Raw genomic sequence first — 23858 nt, forward strand, 5'->3', positions numbered from 1 at the left:
TTTTCGTCTTGCGACGTTAAGAATCCGTATCTTCGAGTGCCCACACAGATTGTCTGATAAATTGTTAAAGAGCAGTTGCGACGCGCTTTAGCGCTCTGTCGCGAGGTGGCGTATATTACGCTTTCCTCTTTCAGAGTCAACCCTCATTTTCAGGTTTTTCTCTTCAACCGAACCGGCTGTTTGTGTGAAGTGATTCACATCCGCCGTGTCGATGGAGGCGCATTATAGGGAGTTTCCTGTGGCCCGCAACCCTTAAATGACAGAAAAATGACTGACTGCTGCATTCCACAGCAAAACCCCGCCTTATACCCATTTACGCACAGAGTTATCCACAATCGTAAGCAAATTATCTGTCAGCGTCCCTGAAAAAGGAGAGAACCGGTATGAAAACTTCTATATAGAAAGAAATTCACTCTACGCTATATAAAGAAGAAGGGCTGACAACTTAAGCTCCATAATCCCTACCACCTTTGAATTACGCCCTCCATCAGGCGATAATACCCGCACAAACCGTGATTCCAGGACCGTGATGAGACACTCACTGCAACGTACTGCTATACGCAAACGCCCGATGAAGCTTGGCACCACCGTGATCCTCATGGTTAGTGCAGTTCTCTTCTCCGTGCTGCTTGTCGTTCATCTGATTTATTTCTCGCAAATTAGCAATATGACGCGCGATGCGTTAGCGAGTAAAGCGCTTGCCGTCGCGCGAACGTTGGCCAACTCTCCGGAGATCCGCCAGGGACTAATGAAAAAGCCCGAGGAAAGCGGTATTCAGGCGATTGCCCAGGCGGTGAATAAGAGCAACGATTTTTTGTTCATCGTCGTCACCGATATGCAAAGCATTCGTTACTCCCATCCCGAAGCACAGCGAATCGGCCAGCCATTTAAAGGCGATGACATTTTGCTGGCCCTGCAAGGTAAAGAGAATGTCGCCATTAATCGCGGGTTTCTGGCTAAAGCCCTGCGGGTATTCACCCCTATATATGACGAACATCACCAGCAAATTGGCGTGGTAGCGATCGGTCTTGAGCTAAGCAGAGTTGCTGAACAGATCAATAACAGCCGCGGCAGCATCATCTGGTCAATCTTATTTGGCGTGCTGGTTGGGCTGCTCGGCACATGGATATTCGTTAAGGTCCTCAAACGCATTCTGTTTGGTCTGGAACCTTATGAAATCTCCAATCTGTTCGAACAACGCCAGGCAATGCTGCACTCTATAAAGGAAGGTGTCATTGCCGTTGACGAGTGCGGTGAAGTGACGTTGATTAACCAAGCTGCGCAGGAGCTGCTGGATTATCACAAATCACAAGATGATGCCCAGCTCTCCACGCTCAGCCATGCGTGGTCACAAGTGGTCGATTTTTCACAGGTACTACATGACGGAACGCCGCGCCGCGATGAAGAGATCATGGTGAAGGATCGGCTACTCTTAATTAACACGGTCCCGGTACTCAGCAACGGTAAAATCATCGGCGCCATTTCAACCTTCAGAGATAAGACTGAAGTCCGAAAGTTAATGCAACGCCTGGACGGTATGGTCAACTATGCCGATGCACTTCGTGAACGATCCCACGAATTCATGAATAAATTGCACGTGATTCTGGGATTATTGCATCTGAAAAGTTATAAGCAGCTTGAAAATTACATCCTAAAGACCGCGAACAATTATCAGGAAGAAATTGGCTCACTGTTAGGAAAAATAAAATCTCCGGTGATCGCAGGATTTTTACTCAGTAAGATTAATCGCACATCTGATTTAGGCCATAGCCTGGTCATCAGCAATGAAAGCCAGCTACCGGAGAATAACAACGAAGATCAGGTGGCGGTGCTGATTACCGTTCTGGGGAATCTGATTGAAAACGCCCTGGAGGCGCTAGGTCAAGAACCTGGTGGTGAGATCAGCATATCCTTGCATTATCGACACGGCTGGTTGCATTGCGAAGTGAATGACGATGGTCCGGGGATCGCCCCCGAAAACATTGAGCACATCTTTGAGAAGGGCGTTTCGTCAAAAGGAACCGAACGGGGCGTAGGTTTAGCGCTTGTTAAACAACAGGTTGAAAACGTTGGCGGCAATATATCCGTCGAGTCTGAACCTGGGATCTTCACCCAATTTTTTGTACAGTTACCGTGGAATAGTGAGAGGGCCAGCAGATGATCAATGTCTTAATTGTCGATGACGATGCAATGGTAGCGGAATTAAACCGTCGTTATGTCGCGCAACTCTCCGGTTTTCACTGCTGCGGCACAGCCTCCACGCTGGAGAAAGCAAAAGAGATAATCTTTCATAGCGGTCATCATATCGATCTGATTTTGCTAGATATTTATATGCAAAAAGAAAACGGCCTGGACCTGCTACCGGTTCTGCACAGTGAAGGTTGCAAGTGCGATGTCATCGTCATCTCTTCTGCAGCCGATGCCACCACCATTAAAGATTCACTTCACTACGGCGTCGTTGACTACTTGATCAAACCTTTCCAGGCGTCCCGGTTTGAAGAGGCGCTCACCGGCTGGCTACAGAAAAAAACTGAGATGGAAAAGCATCAGTACTATGAACAGTCTGAGCTTGACCAGTTGATTCACGGCAGCTCCTCCAATGAACAAGAAACGCGGCGCTTACCCAAAGGATTAACGCCACAAACGTTGCGCACGTTGTGCCAGTGGATTGATGAGCACCAGGATCAGGAGTTCTCCACGGATGAGCTGGCTAACGAGGTCAATATCTCGCGCGTCTCTTGCCGTAAATACCTTATCTGGCTCGTCAATTGTCACATCTTATTTACCAGCATCCATTATGGCGTGACCGGCAGACCTGTTTATCGTTATCGCGTGCAGGCTGAACACTACTCATTGCTTAAACAATATTGCCAATAAATACACTTGGGATTATTTGTTATTTGAAAGTAACAATTATTAAAATAATGAAAAATCCCTATTTCACCAGCTGACACTGCAAAATTATAAATTTGCGTTAGATCAAATATATTTGTATCCGGCATGTTAAATGTATTATTTTAATATTAACAAATATCACACTGTTTTTAATTTCAAAATCGCTAACAAAAGTTAATTAAGTATTATCTAACTCGCAGAGTGTGTATTTTTACCCATAAAGGATTAGTCTGAAATTAACCAGACATACAAAATCTAGACTGGTAGCAATGGAGACCATGCTACGTACCATGGACACCGTACATTTTTGTGAGCAAATAAAAGTATCCGCACGCCGACTTCATCACATCATGAAATGGCGTGACCGTGATCACATAAATAACCCACTCACTCATTCTGTCGGTGGTTCATGTAATAGCGGAAAACGCAAAATAGATAAATTACAGCGTCAACCGCGGCTCTCCATGTTCAGCTCTGCTTCCCATCGCCTGAGGATTCTCTCCTCTGATCAAAGCCACAGAAAAAACCAAATATCGCCATAACTTTAAAAAAAAATTCTAGCAAGACATTTGAACATTAATCGCAAATATGGACATATCGAATACTGACCATTTTTTGATGCTTATTCTGGCAAAAAAGAATGTGGCACAGATCCATTTTTCAAAAAATTGACTGGGTTTTTCGCGAGGGTAAATAAAATGTTATTTAGTATACAACTTCTCATAATATTAATATGTTTGTTTTATGGCGCCAGAAAGGGCGGTATCGCGCTGGGTTTATTAGGCGGTATCGGCCTGGTCATTCTGGTTTTCGTTTTCCATCTCCAGCCGGGTAAACCACCTGTAGATGTCATGCTGGTTATTATTGCCGTGGTGGCCGCATCGGCAACCTTACAAGCCTCCGGCGGTCTTGACGTTATGCTGCAAATCGCTGAAAAGCTGCTGCGCCGTAACCCAAAATATGTTTCCATCGTCGCACCTTTCGTTACCTGCACCCTGACGATTCTCTGCGGTACAGGGCACGTGGTATACACCATCCTGCCAATCATTTATGACGTTGCCATTAAGAACAATATTCGCCCGGAACGTCCGATGGCGGCGAGTTCTATCGGTGCGCAGATGGGGATTATCGCCAGCCCGGTTTCTGTAGCCGTTGTGTCACTGGTAGCAATGCTGGGTAACGTAACGTTTGAAGGCAAGCATCTCGAATTCCTCGACCTGCTCAGCATCACCATCCCGTCTACCTTGTTGGGTATCCTGGCGATCGGTATCTTCAGTTGGTTCCGTGGTAAAGATCTGGATAAAGATGAAGAGTTCCAGAAGTTCATTTCTGTACCTGAAAACCACAACTATGTGTATGGCGATACCGCCACGCTGTTAGACAAAAAGCTGCCGAAAAGCAACTGGCTGGCCATGTGGATCTTCCTTGCCGCTATCGCCGTTGTTGCCGTACTCGGCGCGTTCTCTGAGCTGCGCCCTACCTTTAGCGGCAAACCACTGTCAATGGTACTGGTTATCCAGATGTTCATGCTGCTGACGGGTGCGCTGATTATTATCCTGACGAAGACCAATCCCGCTTCAATATCTAAAAACGAAGTCTTCCGTTCCGGTATGATCGCGATTGTGGCGGTGTACGGTATTGCCTGGATGGCCGAAACAATGTTCGGCGCGCACATGACAGAAATCGAAGGTGTGCTGGGCAATATGGTGAAAGAGTATCCGTGGGCCTATGCAATTGTTCTGCTGCTGGTATCCAAATTTGTAAACTCCCAGGCAGCAGCGCTGGCAGCGATTGTTCCGGTCGCACTGGCAATCGGGGTTGATCCAGCGTACATCGTGGCTTCCGCTCCGGCATGTTACGGTTACTACATTCTGCCGACCTACCCGAGCGACCTGGCGGCTATTCAGTTTGACCGCTCTGGCACCACCCACATCGGCCGCTTCGTTATCAACCACAGCTTCATTCTGCCTGGTTTGATCGGCGTAAGCGTATCCTGTGTCTTTGGTTGGATCTTCGCCGCAATGTACGGTTTCCTGTAATCACAGTTCGCGTGCCGTCCGCGTTGGTACGGCACGCCACCATTAAGACACAGAGAATTTTAAAATTCCTGAGAAAAATGAAAAGGCTGGAAGCAAATGTCAAAAGTTGAATTCACTTACCAGGCGGCTTTCCCACTGGGGGAAGACAAAACTGAGTACTACCTGCTGACATCCGATCACGTCAGTGTCGGCGAGTTTGAAGGCGAAACAATCCTGAAAGTAGCTCCTGAAGCACTTACGCTACTGGCCCAACAAGCCTTCCACGATGCCTCCTTCATGCTCCGCCCAGAACACCAACAGCAAGTCGCCTCAATTCTCCATGATCCCGAAGCCAGCGAAAACGATAAGTACGTGGCGCTGCAGTTCCTGAGAAACTCCGAAATCGCCGCCAAAGGCGTGTTGCCAACCTGCCAGGACACCGGTACGGCAATTATCATGGGTAAAAAAGGTCAGCGCGTTTGGACCGGCGGCGGCGATGAAGCGGCCCTCTCCAAAGGCGTATTTAATACCTATATTGAAGATAACCTGCGCTACTCGCAAAACGCGGCGCTGGATATGTACAAAGAAGTGAATACCGGCACCAACCTGCCCGCACAAATCGATCTGTACAGCGTGGACGGTGACGAATACAAATTCCTGTGCGTGGCCAAAGGCGGCGGCTCAGCCAACAAAACCTATCTGTATCAGGAAACCAAAGCGCTGCTGACTCCCGGCAAACTGAAAAACTTCCTGGTTGAGAAAATGCGCACGCTGGGTACTGCAGCTTGCCCGCCGTATCACATCGCATTCGTCATTGGCGGGACGTCAGCGGAAAGTACCCTTAAAACGGTGAAATTGGCCAGCACACACTACTATGACGCGCTGCCGACTGAAGGTAATGCTCACGGCCAGGCGTTCCGCGATCTGCAACTAGAACAGGAACTGCTGATCGAGGCACAGAAACTCGGCCTTGGCGCTCAGTTTGGCGGGAAATACTTCGCACATGATATCCGCGTGATCCGCCTGCCTCGCCACGGCGCATCCTGCCCGGTTGGTATGGGCGTTTCTTGCTCCGCAGACCGTAATATTAAAGCCAAGATTAACCGCGAAGGGATCTGGATTGAAAAACTGGAACATAACCCAGGTCAGTACATTCCGGAATCTCTGCGCCAGGCGGGTGAAGGTGAAGTGGTTAAAGTTGACCTTAACCGCCCGATGAAAGAGATCCTCGCTCAGCTCTCTCAGTACCCGGTTTCTACTCGTCTGTCACTGAGCGGTACTATCATTGTCGGTCGTGACATTGCCCACGCGAAGTTAAAAGAACGTATTGAGTCCGGCGAAGGTTTACCGCAGTACGTGAAAGATCATCCGATCTACTACGCGGGTCCGGCCAAAACGCCTGCAGGCTATCCGTCCGGTTCTTTAGGCCCAACCACCGCGGGTCGTATGGACTCCTACGTTGACCTGTTGCAGTCTCACGGCGGCAGCATGATCATGTTGGCGAAAGGTAACCGCAGTCAGCAAGTGACTGACGCCTGCCACAAACACGGCGGCTTCTACTTAGGCAGCATCGGTGGTCCGGCAGCGGTACTGGCGCAGCAGAGCATTAAGCATCTGGAATGCGTGGAATACCCGGAGCTGGGAATGGAAGCTATCTGGAAAATCGAAGTAGAAGATTTCCCTGCTTTCATCCTGGTCGATGACAAAGGCAACGATTTCTTCCAGCAAATCGTCAGCAAACAATGCGCTAACTGCGCGAAGTAACCCATTCGGCCCGGCACTGGACTGGCACTAAATTTTTGGCGTCAGTCCAGCGATCCCCCCGGGCCAACTTTATCCCCCCATTTACTGGTATTGAATTTTTGCCGTTCACAGGGAATAGTGACCTTTTCCATTACGTGTGAATTCGCAATGCTCCGCACTCTGAACCCCACAATCTTGCACACTGGCGCAGTATTCCTGGCGCTGATCCTTATCTACACCGGTATCTCTGCCTCGGAGAAAATCACCTGGCTGATGGAAGTCACGCCGGTCATTATTGTCGTACCGCTGTTGCTGGCTACCATGAAGCAGTACCCATTGACGCCGCTGCTTTATACGTTGATTTTCTTGCACGCCATCATTCTGATGGTAGGCGGGATGTATACCTACGCCAAAGTTCCCGTCGGTTTTCAGGTTCAGGAATGGCTGGATCTCAGTCGTAACCCCTATGACAAGTTGGGTCACTTCTTCCAGGGGCTGGTACCAGCCCTGACGGCAAGAGAGATTTTAGTGCGCGGCAATATTGTCCGTGGTCGTAAGATGCTGGCATTTTTAGTCTGCTGCGTAGCACTGGCGATTAGCGCAATGTATGAACTGATCGAGTGGTGGGCAGCGCTGGCAATGGGACAAGGTGCGGAAGACTTCCTTGGCACGCAGGGTGACCCGTGGGATACCCAGTCGGACATGTTCTGCGCCCTGCTCGGCGCGTTAACAACGATCCTCGCGTTGGCGGGCTGGCACAATCGGCAGTTGAAAACGGCCGGAGAGCGCTAACGCTTCTCCGGCAATCTGCGCTACCTACTGCGATACTTGATAACCAGAATCGGCAAGGCGAACAACAGTGTCAGAAAGTTCGCCATGCTGACAGCGGTATCTTCAATCAATAACCCATAAGCCAGCCACAACACCAGCCCGCACACAAACATCACATACATTAAACCGGAGATACCCTGGGTGTTGCGGGTGGTAATAACCTTAATCGCCTGCGGCAAAAAAGAGAGCGTCGTCAGCGTTGCCGCCAGATAGCCAATCCAGGAATGCCACTCCATAGCTAGGCCTTCACATCGCTGGCCACTACCACCGGAATCTCCGGAGTATTCGACTGTTTGACGGGCGACGGCACTTTTCGGTACTTATCCAGCAGGTGGATCTGAATCTTACGCAGCATATCGCCATTCAACCGGTAGTAACGGAAATAGAGCACCAGTGTCACAACGAAAAAAAGCGTGGGCAGCGCGATCATGATGAACTGCATGCCGAGGATGGTCTCAGCAGATTGCGTCGCATTCGGAACATAACCAATCAATCCCAGCACCACCGCAATAAAGAAAGCGGAAAACGCCGAGCCACCTTTGACCACCATTGTCTGCACGGCATAGGCAATACTCTCGCAGCGGACGTTAAACTTGTATTCACCGTAATCTACGGTGTCCGCCACCATAATCACCTGCAGTACCCAGAACAGCGCCGTACCAATGTTCAGAAGGATCCCTGCGGTAACAATCAGGAAAGTATTGTGGAATGCCCCCAGAGCCATAATCAGCAATACGCCTGCGCTGAGAACTGGCATAACCGAAGCGCCAGCCCACAGTACCCGGCGAGAAAGCGCCTTTGACAGACGGGGAAAGAGAATCAATGTCAGCAAGTTAGCTGCTCCGGCATAGGAGAGGTAGTATGGGAAAAGGTCAGCATCACCCACCACGTAGGTGAAGTAGTAAATCGCAAAACCTGTAATGATATTGGACGCCACGTTGTAAGCCAGCGCCATCCCCAGCAGGCAGGAAAGCTGATCGTTTTTGTAGATAAGCGCAAGGATTGATTTCAGCGTCAGCCGGGTGCTGTCTGCGGTAGCTTCGCTGTCAGAGGAATACACTTCATGCACATTGCGCAAGGTTACGAGGGTAGAAACAATAAAAAATGCGATCAGCACCAGCGTAAACATCTGAAAACCGAACCCGCGATCCGCGCCGCCAACATAGTTTACAAAGGGTAGCGTCACGCCCGCGGTGACAAACCCGGCAAGGCTGGCGAAGAAACGGGGATACGGCACCAGTTGTTCACGCTCGCGTTTATCCAGCGTAATGGTTGGCACCAGTGACCAGAATGGAATATCCATAATGGTGTAGGTCATTCCCCATAAAATATACGTCACGCAAACAAATACGACCTGCGCAGTACCCTCAAAAAGATGTGCGCTAAAAAGCAAAAACAGCACCAATGAGTTCGCTCAGCGTACCGAGTAAAATCCAGGGTTTAAATTTTCCCCAGCGCGATCGGGTGGCATTCACTATCCACCCCATCACCGGATCGTTAAACGCGTTCCATATTTTTGCCACCAGGAACAAGGTTCCGACGACGCCCACCGATAATCCCACCACGTCGGTGTAGTAATACATCAGATACATGTACACAATACCGATAGCGAAATCCTTACCGAACGCTCCAAATCCGTAACTGAGTTTTGTTGTCAGAGAGATGCTCATAGGGTATCGGGTCGCTGTTACCAGCGCCCGCCTTCTGTAAGAGGAAACGTCAGAGGTTAAACGCCGGATGCTCTGCCCGGCGTGATTGTGTATTAACGGTGCAGCCAGGCCGGCAGCCAGTCGCCGTGAGACGCGATCAGGTCGTCCACCAGCGCATAAATCTCTTCAATCCCCAGTACCGCGGCGGTATGCGGATCCATCATCGCTGCGTGATAAACACGATCGCGGTTCTCCGTCAGGATGGCTTCCGTTAGCAGAGTCTGAACATTGATATTGGTTTGCATCATAGCCGCCAAATGTGACGGGAGAGCACCGACTTTCGTTGGCTGAATACCATTCGCATCAACCAGACAAGCGACTTCAACACAGCAACCTTGTGGCAGGTTATCGATCAGATTGTCATTGCGAACGTTGCCATACACGACGCTCGGTTCACCGGTCCAGATAGCGTTCATGATAGTGCTGGCATATTCGCGCGACGGTTTAATGTCGATCCGCTCAGCCGTTTTGTACTCTTCCAGCTCTTTTTTCCAGTTCGCCAACTGTTCCACACAACGTTTCGGATATTCATCCAATGGCACCTTATAGCGCTCAATCAGATCTTCACGCCCCGGTTTGATAAACCACGGCGTATATTCGGCGAAGTGTTCCGACGATTCGGTGACGAAATACCCCAGTTTTTTGAACATTTCATAGCGCACAATGTTCTGGCAACGGGTATTTCCGTGAATATTCGGTTTCGGTGCCTGACCGGATTCATAGGCCGCCAGCAGCTCCGGGTAGAGATTCACATAGGCGCCGTCCGCCGTTTTGCGCTCCAGCTCCAGATAAAATGCCATATGGTTGATCCCGGCACTGCGATAGCGCAAAGAGGCAGGGTCAATGTTCAGATCGCGGGCCAACTCCTCCGCCGTCCCCTGCACCGAATGACACAGCCCAACCTGCTTAATATGCGGATAGCGTGCATACATTGCCCAGGTGTTCATCGCCATCGGGTTAACGTAGTTAAGCATGGTGGCCTGCGGACAGACTTCGGTCATATCCTCACAAATCTGCCATAAATGCGGAATGGTGCGCAGCGCGCGCATAATGCCGCCCGGCCCCAGCGTGTCGGCAATCGTCTGCTCCAGACCATGGCGTTTACACACCGTAAAATCGGTGACGGTACAGGGTTCATAGCCGCCGATCTGGAAAGCGACCACCACAAAATCAGCATCCTGTAATGCTGCTTTTTGATCGGTATAGCAGGTGATTCGTCCAGACGCGCCCGCAGAATCCATCAACTTGCGCACAACAACGTGTGACTCTTCCAGACGCGTAGGATCGAGATCCATCAAGGCGATATGCGCAGATTTAAGCGCATCGCGGTGAAAGACGTCCCCAAGAATATTTTTGACGAAAATCGTGGAACCGGCGCCGATAAAGGTAATTTTGGGTGCAGACATCATGACTCTCCAGAACATTAGTAAACACAGTCATGGTGGCACAGCGTATAGCTGAAAACTTCCGACTTCTCTGCTGAGCATTCCCATAAACTCAGATCATCACTCTGCACCCTATTGGATCTGAGTTTATGGGACAAAATTACCCAAAAAGCAGAGTATGTGGCCGCAAAATGTCGCTATGCTCAATGGTAACGGTCCAATTTGTGTCCTGATTCTCAGCCTTAATACGTGTTAAATGACATGATTCTGATAATTCAGGAAATGGAGCAACCATGAGTACATTACCGACATCGCCTCTTCCTCCCGATCCGCACATGTGCAGTAGCGATGAAGAACAAACCCGCAGCCCGCTATCGCTGTACTCAGAATATCAACGGATGGATATCGAGTTGCGCTCACCGCATGCTATGCCAGCCAGCCATTGGCATGGGCAGGTGGAGATCAATGTGCCGTTTGATGGTGACGTCGAGTATCTGATCAACAACGAAGTCGTACAGATAAAACAGGGACACATCACGCTATTCTGGGCCTGCACACCGCATCAACTCACGCGTCCGGGCAGTTGCCAAAGTATGGCTATCTTCAATTTACCGATGCACCTTTTCCTCTCCTGGCCGCTGGATCGCGAGTTGATCAACCATGTTACCCATGGAATGGTCATCAAATCGCTGGCGTCGCAGCAGTTGAGCACCTTTGAAGTTCAGCGCTGGCAACAGGAACTGAACAACCCGAACGAACAAATTCGCCAGCTCGCCATTGATGAAATTGGTCTGATGCTCAAGCGGTTTAGCCTTTCCGGCTGGCAGCCTATACTCGTCAATAAAACCTCGCGGACCCACAAAAACAGCGTGTCTCGGCACGCCCAGTTTTACGTCAGCCAAATGCTGAGCTTTATTGCCGATAACTACGATCAGGCGCTCACCATCAACGACGTCGCGGAACACGTGAAGCTCAACGCCAACTACGCGATGGGGATTTTCCAACGCGTGATGCAACTCACCCTGAAGCAGTACATCACGGCAATGCGGATCAATCACGTCCGCGCATTACTTAGCGATACCGATAAAACCATTCTCGACGTTGCGTTGACCGCCGGATTCCGTTCCAGCAGCCGTTTTTATGACACCTTCAGCAAGTTTGTCGGCATGTCGCCGCAGCAGTACCGCAAACTAAGCCAGCAGCATCGGCAAACAATGGCTGGTTGATATCATTCGGCCATATCAGTATCAGCCAAAAAAATATTCCCCCTGTCGATAAACGGTGGTGAAAAACCGCCAACAAGCAAACGTAACCATATGTTTAAAAACAAATTAAACATAAATCAGACTATTTTTCACCCGCTTTACAGCCCGTTTTGACAGGATAATACTTGCCTGCGTCACATTCATACGGTGTGTCTGCAATTCATAGATTGCAACCTTTCCACAACCGGGTAAAAGATGATGAAAGTATTAATTGTTGAAAGTGAGTTTCTGCATCAGGACACCTGGGTCGGTAGCGCTGTCGAACGTCTGGCTGACGCATTAAGCCGCCAAAATGTTACCGTCATTAAGTCCACCTCATTCGACGATGGCTACGCAATCCTCGCCGCCAATGAAGCCATTGATTGCCTGATGTTCAGCTATCAAATGGAACAACAAGACGAACACCTGAACGTCAGGCAATTGATCGGCAAGCTCCACGAGCGCCAGCAAAACGTTCCCGTATTCCTGCTGGGCGATCGCGAAAAAGCCACCGCATCGCTGGATCGCGACCTGCTGGAGCTTGTCGATGAATTCGCCTGGATTCTGGAGGACAGCGCTGACTTTATCGCTGGCCGTGCCATCGCAGCGATGACTCGCTATCGTCAGCAGTTGTTACCACCGCTGTTCAACGCCCTGATGAAATACAGCAATGTCCATGAGTATTCCTGGGCTGCACCGGGTCACCAGGGCGGTGTCGGTTTCACCAAAACACCTGCCGGTCGACTGTACCATGACTACTACGGTGAGAATCTCTTCCGTACCGACATGGGGATTGAACGTACCAATCTCGGTTCTTTACTCGACCATACAGGCGCATTTGGGGAAAGTGAAAAAAATGCTGCCCGCGTGTTCGGTGCCGACCGTTCCTGGTCCGTAGTGGTCGGGACTTCCGGCTCTAACCGCACCATCATGCAGGCCTGCATGACCGACAACGACGTCGTGGTGCTGGATCGTAACTGCCATAAATCCATCGAACAGGGGCTGATCCTCACCGGGGCAAAACCGGTGTACATGGTGCCAAGCCGCAACCGGTACGGCATTATCGGGCCTATCTACCCGCAAGAAATGCAGCCTGAAACTTTACAGAAAAAAATCAGCGAAAGCCCGCTGACCAAAGGCAAAACTGGGCAAAAACCGTCTTACAGCGTTGTGACCAACTGTACCTACGACGGTGTTTGCTACAACGCCAAAGAGGCGCAGGATCTGCTCGCACAAACCAGCGATCGCATCCACTTCGATGAAGCCTGGTACGGCTATGCTCGCTTCAACCCAATTTATGCCGATCACTACGCCATGCGTGGCGCGCCGGGCGATCATAACGGTCCTACCGTTTTTGCCACCCACTCGACCCACAAACTGCTGAATGCGCTCTCTCAGGCATCTTACATTCACGTTCGTGAAGGGCGTGGGGCCGTGAACTTCTCCCGCTTTAACCAGGCGTACATGATGCACGCCACCACCTCTCCGCTGTATGCTATCTGCGCCTCAAACGACGTGGCGGTCTCCATGATGGACGGTAACAGCGGCCTGTCGCTCACTCAGGAAGTGATCGACGAAGCAGTCGATTTCCGTCAGGCCATGGCACGGTTGTACAAAGAGTTCACCGCCGAAGGCGACTGGTTCTTCAAACCGTGGAACAAAGAAGTGGTAACCGATCCGCAGACCGGTAAAACCTATGACTTTGCCGACGCGCCAGCCACATTGCTGGCTACCGATCAGAACTGCTGGGTGATGCGTCCGGGTGAATCCTGGCACGGCTTTAAAGACCTGCCGGATAACTGGAGCATGCTGGACCCGATCAAAGTCAGCATTCTGGCACCGGGGATGGGCGACGATGGCGAACTGGAAGAGAACGGCGTACCGGCTGCACTGGTTACCGCCTGGCTTGGCCGCCACGGCATCGTGCCGACCCGAACCACCGATTTCCAGATTATGTTCCTGTTCTCCATGGGGATTACCCGCGGGAAATGGGGCACACTGATTAACACGCTGTGCTCTTTCAAACACCACTACGATGCCAATACCCCGCTGGCACAGGTGATGCCAGAACTGGTTGAGGAACATCCTGACACTTATGCCAACATGGGTATTCACGATCTGGGCGACACCATGTTCGCCTGGCTGAAAGAGAACAACCCAGGCAGCCGTCTCAATGCAGCCTACTCCGGTCTGCCGGATGCGGATATTACTCCGCGTGACGCTTACAACGCGATAGTCAGTGACAACGTTGAGATGGTGGCGATTGAAAATCTGGCGGGACGTATTGCGGCAAACTCCGTGATCCCTTACCCACCGGGAATTCCGATGCTGCTGTCCGGTGAAAACTTTGGCGATGCCAACAGCCCGCAAATTGGGTACCTGCGTTCGTTGCAGTCCTGGGACCACCACTTCCCTGGATTTGAACATGAAACCGAAGGAACGGAAATTATTGACGGTGTTTATCACGTTATGTGCGTGAAAGCATAAGGTCTCTTTTTAGATAGTCCGATGTTTAAGGTAGACATGTCATTCTTGAGTAATTCCTGAGTATTGCTGCAAAACAATAACACTGTCATACCTTTTTGCGCGGGACCACCCCGCGCTTTTTTTATACGCAAATAGCATCTTTCCACTTGCGTAAAAAAATGTGTACATAAGAAAAATCCCACCAAACATTGTAATTAATTTCAGACACGTTATTTTATTGCGGTCCTGGTTTCATCATACAATTTCAATTTAGCCGATTTGGCTCATCTGATGTTGAGCTACGGTGTTTTTTCATATTCCTGGAGTTGGGTATGAAGCTTTGCAGCAAAGAAGCTTGTGTTGTTGTATTAACGGAGAAGGATGTTTGGTTAAGGATTAACGGTAAAGAAGCCATCAGTTTAAAAGCTAATCATATGGCACTGGTGGCATGCGATAATAATATTATCGATTTTTCATCACTTAATAACGCATTGGTCGTACATATTAGCCGCGATATCATTAAAGACTATCTGCGCTTTTTAAATAAAGACCTTTCACAGATCCCACTCTGGCAACGCAGTGCCAGCCCAGTAATGACCTCAGCGTGTCTGACGCCGGATGTCTTCAGGGTGGCTGCCCAACATAGCGTAATGGACACAGTGAACGAAGCTGAAAGAGAGCGTACGCGCTCGCTACTGTTCACGGTGTTATCACGCTTTCTCGACAGCAAAAAGTTTATCTCTTTGCTCATGTATATGCTGCGCAACTGTATCAGCGACAGCGTTTATCACATTATTGAGAGCGATATACATAAAGACTGGAATTTAAGCATGGTTGCCAGTTGCTTATGCCTGAGTCCCAGTTTGTTAAAGAAAAAGCTCAAAAGTGAAAATACAAGTTACAGCCAAATAATTACCACCTGTCGCATGCGATATGCCGTCAATCAATTACTGATGGACGGCAAAAACATTTCCCAGGTCTCTCAACTATGTGGATATAACAGTACCTCATACTTTATCTCCGTATTCAAAGAGTTCTATGGGATGACGCCTCTGCATTATGTTAGTCAACATAGGGAGCCATCCGCCGCCTGATTTTTAATCAGTTAGCGATAAGCCATAATAATATCAGCATTAGCGATACCCCAGCTCCGTCATCATTAAACAGACTTTTGACGAGGTATGATAAGGCGTCATTTATCCTTATCAGGAGTTAGAAAATATGTCGACGGATGCTGATGCTCACAAAGTGGGCTTAATCCCCGTCACCCTTATGGTGTCGGGGAATATTATGGGTTCCGGTGTATTCCTGCTACCCGCAAACCTTGCGTCAACTGGCGGGATTGCAATCTACGGATGGTTGGTCACGATTATCGGTGCTCTGGCACTGTCGATGGTGTACGCCAAAATGTCGTCCTTAGACTCCAGTCCCGGTGGTTCTTATGCTTACGCCCGCCGCTGCTTCGGTCCTTTTTTGGGCTACCAGACCAACGTACTGTACTGGCTGGCCTGCTGGATTGGTAACATCGCCATGGTGGTCATTGGCGTCGGTTACCTGAGCTACTTCTTCCCCATCTTAAAAGATCCGCTGGTCCTGACGCTGACCTGTGTCGTCGTGCTGTGGATCTTCGTATTACTGAACATTGTCGGACCGAAAATGATCACCCGCGTGCAGGCCGTCGCAACGGTACTGGCGCTGGTACCAATTGTCGGGATTGCCGTCTTCGGCTGGTTCTGGTTCCGCGGTGAAACCTATATGGCGGCCTGGAACGTCAGCGGCATGAACACCTTCGGCGCGATTCAAAGCACTCTGAATGTTACCTTATGGTCATTTATCGGGGTAGAAAGCGCCTCCGTCGCGGCTGGCGTGGTTAAAAACCCCAAACGTAACGTACCTATCGCCACCATGGGCGGCGTGCTGATTGCCGCGGTTTGCTACGTGCTCTCCACCACCGCGATCATGGGTATGATCCCTAACGCGGCGCTACGTGTTTCAGCCTCTCCGTTCGGTGATGCCGCACGCATGGCGCTGGGTGACACCGCAGGGGCAATTGTCTCCTTCTGTGCTGCGGCCGGGTGTCTTGGTTCTCTGGGCGGCTGGACGCTGCTTGCCGGGCAAACCGCCAAAGCCGCAGCCGATGACGGCCTGTTCCCACCGATTTTTGCCCGCGTGAACAAAGCCGGTACGCCAGTGGCCGGGTTAATTATCGTCGGCATTCTGATGACCATCTTCCAGTTCAGCAGCATGTCGCCGAACGCAGCGAAAGAGTTTGGTCTGGTCTCTTCGGTCTCCGTTATCTTCACCCTGGTGCCGTATCTGTACACCTGCGCCGCGCTGCTGCTGCTCGGCCATGGTCACTTTGGTAAAGCACGCCCGATGTACTTACTGGTGACCTTTATCGCCTTTGTCTACTGCATCTGGGCGGTTGTCGGTTCCGGAGCCAAAGAAGTGATGTGGTCGTTCGTCACGTTGATGATCATCACCGCGCTGTACGCACTGAACTACAACCGGATCCATAAAAACCCGTATCCACTGGATGCCCCGGTAAACAATAACTAACACCAACAATCGTCGTGGCCCGATGGCGTAAGTTCATCGGGCCAACGTTCTCCCACCGCTCTTCGAAACATCAACATTAAGAACTTAAGGTTGGCTTAATTTTACTTTGAGAGGATTTGCGCCACATAGTCGATGGAACCCCCTTAATGTTAAAGCTCTTGTTTAAAAGGCCCACTCTCGGGCTAATCAGCTGGCTTCTGCTGATCTCATTTTATCTTGCGACCTTCCTGAACATTGCGTTCTATAAACAAGTGCTGCAAGACCTGCCTCTGGACTCTGTGCGTAACGTGCTGGTGTTTTTATCAATGCCGGTGGTCGCGTTCAGCGTCATGAACATTGTGCTGACACTGGCCTCATTCCTGTGGCTTAATCGCCTGGTGGCGTGCATTTTCATTCTGGTTGGCGCATCGGCCCAATATTTCATCATGACCTACGGCATCATCATCGACCGCTCAATGATCGCCAATATGATGGACACCACCCCCGCCGAAACCTTTGCTTTGCTGACGCCACAACTGCTCATCACGCTCGGGGTGAGCGGCATTCTGGCCGCACTTATTGCCTGCTGGGTAAAAATCAAACCGATCACGTCTGTCATGCGCAGCATACTGTTTCGTGGCGCGAACATTCTGATTTCCGCACTGCTGATCGTGCTGGTCGCTGCGTTCTTCTATAAAGATTACGCTTCACTGTTTCGCAACAACAAAGAACTGGTGAAATCCCTCAGTCCATCCAACAGCATTGTGGCGACGTCATCCTGGTATTCACACCAGAGGCTGGCCCACCTGCCGCTGGTACGCATTGGCGAAGATGCACACCGCAATCCGTTGATGGTGAAAGAAAAGCGTAAGAACCTGACGATTGTGGTTCTCGGCGAGACTTCACGTGGCGATAACTTCTCGCTGTCAGGCTATTCGCGCCAGACCAACCCACTGCTGGAAAAAGATAATGTGGTCTATTTCCCCCGCACAACGTCCTGCGGAACGGCAACGGCAGTATCAGTACCCTGCATGTTCTCGGATATGCCACGCGCGCACTACGACGAAGAACTGGCGCAGCATCAGGAAGGCGTGCTCGACATTATTCAACGGGCGGGAATTAACGTTCTGTGGAACGATAACGACGGCGGCTGCAAAGGGGCTTGTGACCGGGTTCCACACCAGAATATGACTAAGCTGAACCTGCCGGGGCAGTGTATTGACGGTGAATGCTACGATGAAGTCCTGTTCCACGGGCTGGAAGAGTACATTAATAACCTGAAAGGCGACGGCGTGATTGTGTTGCATACCATCGGCAGCCACGGTCCGACCTATTACAACCGCTATCCTGCGCAGTTTAAGAAATTTACGCCAACCTGCGATACCAACGAAATCCAGACCTGTTCACAGCAACAGTTGGTCAATACTTACGACAACACTATTCTTTACGTTGACTATATTGTTGATAAAGCAATCAATATACTGAAAGAGCACCAGGATAATTTCACCACCAGCCTGGTCTATCTTTCCGATCACGGCGAATCCTTAGGGGAAAATGGCGTCTATTTGCACGGCCTGCCGTATTCGATTGCACCTGATACGCAAAAACATGTGCCGATGCTGCTGTGGCTCTCCGAGGATTATCAGCAACGCTATCAGGTCTCTCAGACATGTTTGCAAAAACGGGCAAGCTCAGAAGATTTCTCACAGGATAATCTCTTCTCAACCCTGCTGGGATTAACGGGCGTACAAACACAGAAATATCAGGCGGCGGATGATATTCTGCAACCCTGCCGGGGAGGCTAAACGAATGAAAATCCTGATTGTTGAAGATGATACGTTGTTATTACAGGGACTGATACTCGCCGCGCAAACAGAAGGCTACGCCTGCGACGGCGTATCCACGGCCCGCGCAGCGGAGCAGTGTCTGGAGAGCGGACATTACAGTCTGGTGGTCCTCGACCTGGGCTTACCGGATGAAGACGGCCTGCACTTTCTGAACAGAATCAGACAGAAAAAATACACCGTGCCGGTACTTATCCTCACCGCCCGCGACACGGTGAAAGACCGTGTCAGCGGACTGGACGTGGGTGCTGATGACTATCTGGTCAAACCGTTCGCACTGGAAGAACTGCACGCCCGCATCCGGGCGCTGCTGCGTCGGCATAACAATCAGGGTGAAAGTGAACTCATTGTCAGCAACCTGACGCTGAATATCGGTCGGCGCCAGGTGTGGATGGACGGGCAAGAGGTTATCTTAACGCCGAAAGAATACGCACTCCTGTCACGCCTTATGCTCAAAGCGGGCAGCCCAGTACACCGGGAAATTTTGTATAACGACATCTACAGCTGGGATAACGAACCGTCGACCAATACGCTGGAAGTGCACATTCACAATCTGCGCGACAAAGTCGGAAAATCTCGCATCCGCACGGTCAGGGGATTTGGCTATATGCTGGTTGCCACTGAGGAAAGCTAAGTGAAGCTGCTGCAATATCTAAAACAACCGCTCCCGCTTCGTCATCGCCTGATGCTGACGATTGGTCTTATTCTGCTGGTCTTTCAGCTGATTAGCACTTTCTGGTTGTGGCATGAAAGTACCGAGCAAATACAGTTATTCGAACAGGCATTGCGCGAAAATCGCAACAACGATCGCCACATCATGCATGAGATCCGCGAGGCCATCGCCAGTCTGATCGTCCCCGGCATCTTTATGGTCAGCCTGGCGCTGCTGATTTGCTACCAGGCAGTGCGACGTATTACTCGTCCGCTGGCAGATCTGCAAAAAGAGCTGGAGGCGCGGGCAGCCGATAACCTGACCCCGATTGAAATTCACAGCTCAACCATTGAGATCCAGGCGGTTGTCTCCGCGCTCAACGACCTGGTAACGCGGCTAACCAGCACGATTGAAAACGAACGCTTATTTACCGCCGATGTCGCTCACGAACTGCGCACACCGCTGTCAGGCGTGCGCCTGCATCTGGAATTATTATCCAAAACCCATAAGGTCGACGTTTCGCCGCTAATTGCCCGGCTAGATCAAATGATGGACAGCGTATCGCAACTGCTGCAACTCGCCCGCGTCGGACAGTCGTTTTCGGCCGGGAGCTACCAGCATGTCAAGCTGCTGGAGGATGTTATTCTGCCCTCCTACGATGAACTCAGCACCATGCTGGACCAACGTAAACAGACGCTGCTCCTGCCACAAAGCGCGGCGGACGTTGTCGTGCCTGGTGATGTTACGCTGTTGCGGATGCTACTACGAAATCTGGTGGAAAACGCGCATCGTTACAGCCCGGAAGGCACCCATATTACGATTAGCCTGAACACAGAGCATGATGCCGTCCTTGCCGTTGAAGATGAAGGGCCGGGCATTGATGAAAGTAAATGCGGGGAGTTGAGTAAAGCGTTTGTGCGTATGGACAGCCGCTTTGGCGGAATTGGACTGGGGCTGAGCATTGTCAGTCGCATCACCCAGTTACATCAAGGGCATTTCTATTTGCAAAATCGCCAGGGAGCCAACGGCACTCGCGCATGGGTGGAATTGGCGAAAATTCAGTAAGAGCTCACCCATACATACAAAAAGCTGCTGACGATCAGCAAACTGCACACGGTGGTCAAACTTTCATAAATACGGGTTTTCATGACACTCTCCTCCGAAACTATGGAGGAGAGTTTGCCTGAAGGATATTAAGCCAACCTTAAGGCCACGCGCCGGATGGCGGCAGACGCCTTATCCGGCCTACAAAGTACAATGCTACCCGTAGGCCTAAAATCTGCGTGCCATCAGGCAATGACACGATTACTCATCAATACGCGGATGCTGCTGCACCAGACGCGTGCGCTTAACCTGTAGTTCAGCAATTTCCTGATCGATATCTTCGATTTTCTGTTCAATGTTATCGTAGTGTTCGCCGAGGATCTCTTTCGCTTCCTGAATATCCGAAGCGGCAGGCGTGGCCCCTTTCAGCGGCTGATTGGCGGTCTCTTTCATGGTCACGCCGGTAATTAAACCAACCACCGCAATCACCATCAGATAATAAGCAGGCATCATCAGATTCTGCGAGCTTTCCACCAGCCATGCGGCCAATGTCGGAGTCAAACCAGCAATCAATACCGAGATATTAAACGCGGCGGCCAGTGCACTGTAGCGAATATGCGTCGGGAACATCGCCGGTAACGTTGACGCCATCACCCCGGTAAAGCAGTTGAGGATCACCGCCAACATCAGCAACCCGGCGAAAATCAGACCGATAACATTACTGTTAATCAGGATAAATGCCGGAATCGCCAGCACAAACAGCGCAATACTGCCCATGATCACAAACGGACGGCGCCCGAAGCGGTCGCTGAGCAACCCCATAATCGGCTGCACAAACAGCATACCAATCATGATGGCGATAATAATCAACACACCGTGGTCTTCGGAGTAATGCAGGTTATGCGACAGGTAGCTCGGCATATAGGTGAGCAGCATGTAGTAGGTGACGTTGGTAGCAATCACCAGACCAACACATGCCAACAAGCTGCGCCAGTGCTTAGTCGCAATCTCTTTAAACGAAACCTTCGGACCTTCCTGTAGACCCTGACGATCGCCCTGCTCCAGTTTATCCACGTGCTGCTGGAACGCCGGCGTCTCTTCCAGCGCATGACGCAGGTACAGACCAATCAGCCCTAATGGTAGCGCCAGGAAGAACGGAATACGCCAGCCCCACTCAAGGAAATTTTCCTCGCCGACGACGGTTGAAATCAGAACCACCACGCCCGCACCCAGCACAAACCCGGCAATCGAGCCGAAGTCCAGCCAACTGCCCATAAATCCACGCTTACGGTCCGGCGAATATTCCGCGACAAAAATCGACGCCCCGGTGTACTCTCCGCCGACCGAGAATCCCTGTGCCATCTTACACAGCAGCAGCAGAATCGGCGCCCAGATACCAATCGAGGCATACGAGGGAATAAGACCGATACAGAAGGTACTTATCGACATAATCACAATGGTGATAGCCAGTATCTTCTGACGACCGTATTTATCGCCGAGCATACCGAAGAACAATCCGCCAAGCGGTCGAATCAGAAAGGGAACAGAGAAGGTAGCGAGTGCAGCAACCATCTGCACGCTGGGGTCAGCCCCCGGGAAGAACACTTTACCTAATGCGTAAGCAACAAATCCATAAACACCAAAATCGAACCATTCCATCGCATTACCTAACGACGCTGCGGTAATGGCTTTTCGCAATTTACCGTCATCAATGATGGTAACGTCGCGCAGCGTTATCGGTTTTATTTTTTTCCTTTTTAGCATACTCGTCCTCATAGACTTAGCCCTGTCACGCTCCAGTTCGAGTCCCCCAACGCCCATGCGTCAAGGTCATCACCGAGCGGGGAACGCACAGGCGCATTCCCTGTAACAAGCGTAGCAGGTTTACTTACACTGACGAGAAACGCACAGTACAACCGAACCTGTTGACGCCTGATTGGGCGGTTAATGACCTCTTTACCCTAACAGCGTTTAAATTTGTGATCAACTTCACATATGGTTTTTCATTTCGTCAACATGCGTAAATTAGGTCATTCTTAGTCATCTTTTTTACATGTAACGCTTGTGATTTACTGACAATTAAATACAAGAATAAATCGCTTTATTGCACCAACAATCACAGCGGTCATTATTATTCTGCTAGCAAAAAAAACACCTAATCCCTTCACAAAAAGATCACAGCTTTTTTAATAATCAGAGCGACCGGGAACTTTTGCTCGGAATATGTGATGAAGATAACTAAAACATCGTTTTATTTTGATTGAATCAACGTTCCCATGAATGCAAACTAATTCCAGACGCAATATCCCTGGGAGCAGCAACACGCTCAATGTATGCCGCGTTAGATTTTATAAAACAAAGAGATAGCGATTTTCTTTGTTAAGAGAAACCAGTAACTATTTGAATTTATTAATTTTTACCCTCTTGCGCTAGTGTTAGCGGCGACAAGACATGAGGACGTTTATGAAAATTAAAGCCACGATTGAACGCATCCCCGGCGGAATGATGTTGATTCCTCTGTTATTAGGCGCAGTGTTAAATACGTTAGCTCCGGATACCGGTGCGTATTTCGGTTCGTTTACCAAAGGAATGATCAGCGGAACGGTACCGATTCTGGCAGTGTGGTTTTTTTGTATCGGCGCATCTATTGATTTACGGGCAACCGGCACGGTATTACGCAAGTCCGGTACGCTGGTAATAACCAAAATAGCCGTGGCGTGGGTAGTGGCAATGATTGCGGCTTCATTTATTCCTGATACCGGTATTCAAACCGGGTTCTTTGCAGGCCTCTCAGTTTTGGCAATTGTCTCCGCAATGGACATGACCAACGGTGGTTTGTACGCCAGCCTGATGAACCAGTACGGCACCAAAGAAGAGTCTGGCGCATTTGTGTTGATGTCTCTGGAATCCGGCCCGTTAATGACCATGGTGATCCTCGGCTCCGCGGGTCTGGCCTCCTTCGAGCCACACCATTTCATCGGCGCGGTATTACCGTTCCTGATTGGCTTTACATTAGGCAACCTGGATCATGACCTGCGTTCTTTCTTCAGCAAAGCCACACCGGTGCTGATCCCGTTCTTCGGCTTCGCATTGGGTAACACCATTAACCTGAGCGTAATCGTTGATACCGGTCTGCTGGGTATCTTGCTGGGTGTCGCGGTTATCGTCATCACCGGTATCCCGCTGATTATTGCAGACCGTGTTATTGGTGGCGGGAACGGTACGGCAGGCGTGGCAGCCTCTTCAGCAGCAGGCGCTGCGGTGGCAAACCCGGTGATTATCGCCCAGATTAACCCGGCGTTCGAACCGGTTGCCGCATCCGCTACGGCGCTGGTTGCCGCCAGCGTAATTGTCACCGCCATTCTGGTGCCGATTATCACCGCGCTGTACGCCAAACGTTTTAATAAAAACCTGGTCGCCAACGAGACGGTGGCCACCCCGGCAGACTCTCTGCACCACTAACTCTGTCTTAGCCCCACTGACCGTCCC

17 protein-coding genes and 1 pseudogene are annotated in these 23858 nt (G+C 50.4%); 13 read left to right on the forward strand and 5 right to left on the reverse strand.

The window, feature by feature from the left end:
• Positions 1 to 529: 529 nt before the first annotated feature.
• From G4551_RS21635 to G4551_RS21655, 5 genes are all read left to right on the forward strand, one after another.
• The gene (locus G4551_RS21635) at positions 530 to 2161 is read left to right on the forward strand and encodes a sensor histidine kinase (RefSeq protein WP_003841154.1); all 1632 of its coding nucleotides are present in this window, start codon (positions 530 to 532) and stop codon (positions 2159 to 2161) included.
• Positions 2158 to 2877, forward strand: a complete 720-nt coding sequence (gene dcuR / locus G4551_RS21640) for a two-component system response regulator DcuR (RefSeq protein ID WP_003031875.1) — start codon at positions 2158 to 2160, stop codon at positions 2875 to 2877. The genes G4551_RS21635 and dcuR overlap by 4 nt, the downstream gene beginning before the upstream one ends.
• 716 nt (positions 2878 to 3593) lie before the next feature.
• On the forward strand, positions 3594 to 4934 hold the full coding sequence (dcuB, locus tag G4551_RS21645; RefSeq protein WP_003031873.1) for an anaerobic C4-dicarboxylate transporter DcuB: 1341 nt from the start codon (positions 3594 to 3596) through the stop codon (positions 4932 to 4934).
• A gap of 96 nt (positions 4935 to 5030) precedes the next feature.
• Positions 5031 to 6677 (forward strand): class I fumarate hydratase FumA, encoded by a 1647-nt coding sequence (fumA, locus tag G4551_RS21650; protein WP_003031871.1) that lies wholly within the window; start codon positions 5031 to 5033, stop codon positions 6675 to 6677.
• Between the two features lie 147 nt (positions 6678 to 6824).
• The gene (locus G4551_RS21655; protein WP_003031870.1) at positions 6825 to 7448 is read left to right on the forward strand and encodes a DUF2238 domain-containing protein; all 624 of its coding nucleotides are present in this window, start codon (positions 6825 to 6827) and stop codon (positions 7446 to 7448) included.
• A 20-nt stretch (positions 7449 to 7468) separates the two neighbouring features.
• Here the strand turns inward: G4551_RS21655 and G4551_RS21660 are convergent, their stop codons facing one another.
• From G4551_RS21660 to melA, 3 genes and pseudogenes are all read right to left on the reverse strand, one after another.
• A complete protein-coding gene (locus tag G4551_RS21660; RefSeq protein WP_003031867.1) occupies positions 7469 to 7723 on the reverse strand; it encodes a SemiSWEET transporter in 255 nt (84 codons plus the stop codon).
• 2 nt (positions 7724 to 7725) lie between these two features.
• Positions 7726 to 9157: pseudogene (melB, locus tag G4551_RS21665) on the reverse strand (melibiose:sodium transporter MelB).
• Positions 9158 to 9249: 92 nt separating this feature from the next.
• Positions 9250 to 10605, reverse strand: coding sequence for an alpha-galactosidase (gene melA / locus G4551_RS21670; RefSeq protein WP_003031864.1), 1356 nt, complete (start codon positions 10603 to 10605; stop codon positions 9250 to 9252).
• Between the two features lie 269 nt (positions 10606 to 10874).
• Here melA and melR point away from each other — a divergent pair, with 269 nt between their 5' ends.
• The 7 genes from melR to pmrB all read left to right on the forward strand — a co-directional run bounded on the left by melR (position 10875) and on the right by pmrB (position 20390).
• On the forward strand, positions 10875 to 11807 hold the full coding sequence (melR, locus tag G4551_RS21675; RefSeq protein WP_003841146.1) for a transcriptional regulator MelR: 933 nt from the start codon (positions 10875 to 10877) through the stop codon (positions 11805 to 11807).
• 237 nt (positions 11808 to 12044) lie between these two features.
• Positions 12045 to 14312 (forward strand): arginine decarboxylase, encoded by a 2268-nt coding sequence (gene adiA / locus G4551_RS21680; RefSeq protein ID WP_100225775.1) that lies wholly within the window; start codon positions 12045 to 12047, stop codon positions 14310 to 14312.
• Positions 14313 to 14623: 311 nt separating this feature from the next.
• On the forward strand, positions 14624 to 15385 hold the full coding sequence (locus tag G4551_RS21685; protein WP_003031855.1) for an AraC family transcriptional regulator: 762 nt from the start codon (positions 14624 to 14626) through the stop codon (positions 15383 to 15385).
• A gap of 127 nt (positions 15386 to 15512) precedes the next feature.
• Positions 15513 to 16850, forward strand: a complete 1338-nt coding sequence (adiC, locus tag G4551_RS21690) for an arginine/agmatine antiporter (RefSeq protein ID WP_003031853.1) — start codon at positions 15513 to 15515, stop codon at positions 16848 to 16850.
• 146 nt (positions 16851 to 16996) lie between these two features.
• A complete protein-coding gene (eptA, locus tag G4551_RS21695; RefSeq protein ID WP_003031851.1) occupies positions 16997 to 18634 on the forward strand; it encodes a phosphoethanolamine transferase EptA in 1638 nt (545 codons plus the stop codon).
• 4 nt (positions 18635 to 18638) lie between these two features.
• Positions 18639 to 19307, forward strand: a complete 669-nt coding sequence (gene pmrA, locus G4551_RS21700) for a two-component system response regulator PmrA (RefSeq protein WP_003031849.1) — start codon at positions 18639 to 18641, stop codon at positions 19305 to 19307.
• Positions 19308 to 19358: 51 nt separating this feature from the next.
• A complete protein-coding gene (pmrB, locus tag G4551_RS21705; protein WP_230323728.1) occupies positions 19359 to 20390 on the forward strand; it encodes a two-component system sensor histidine kinase PmrB in 1032 nt (343 codons plus the stop codon).
• On the opposite strand, the gene pmrR is transcribed toward pmrB, so the two are convergent.
• The gene (pmrR, locus tag G4551_RS21710; protein WP_008321468.1) at positions 20384 to 20473 is read right to left on the reverse strand and encodes an LpxT activity modulator PmrR; all 90 of its coding nucleotides are present in this window, start codon (positions 20471 to 20473) and stop codon (positions 20384 to 20386) included. The genes pmrB and pmrR overlap by 7 nt on opposite strands.
• Positions 20474 to 20630: 157 nt before the next feature.
• The gene (gene proP / locus G4551_RS21715) at positions 20631 to 22133 is read right to left on the reverse strand and encodes a glycine betaine/L-proline transporter ProP (RefSeq protein ID WP_003841133.1); all 1503 of its coding nucleotides are present in this window, start codon (positions 22131 to 22133) and stop codon (positions 20631 to 20633) included.
• Positions 22134 to 22832: 699 nt separating this feature from the next.
• Here proP and kdgT point away from each other — a divergent pair.
• On the forward strand, positions 22833 to 23831 hold the full coding sequence (gene kdgT, locus G4551_RS21720; protein WP_003841132.1) for a 2-keto-3-deoxygluconate transporter: 999 nt from the start codon (positions 22833 to 22835) through the stop codon (positions 23829 to 23831).
• Positions 23832 to 23858 lie beyond the last annotated feature (27 nt).

This window comes from Citrobacter freundii ATCC 8090 = MTCC 1658 = NBRC 12681 (assembly GCF_011064845.1).
Lineage (GTDB): Bacteria > Pseudomonadota > Gammaproteobacteria > Enterobacterales > Enterobacteriaceae > Citrobacter > Citrobacter freundii.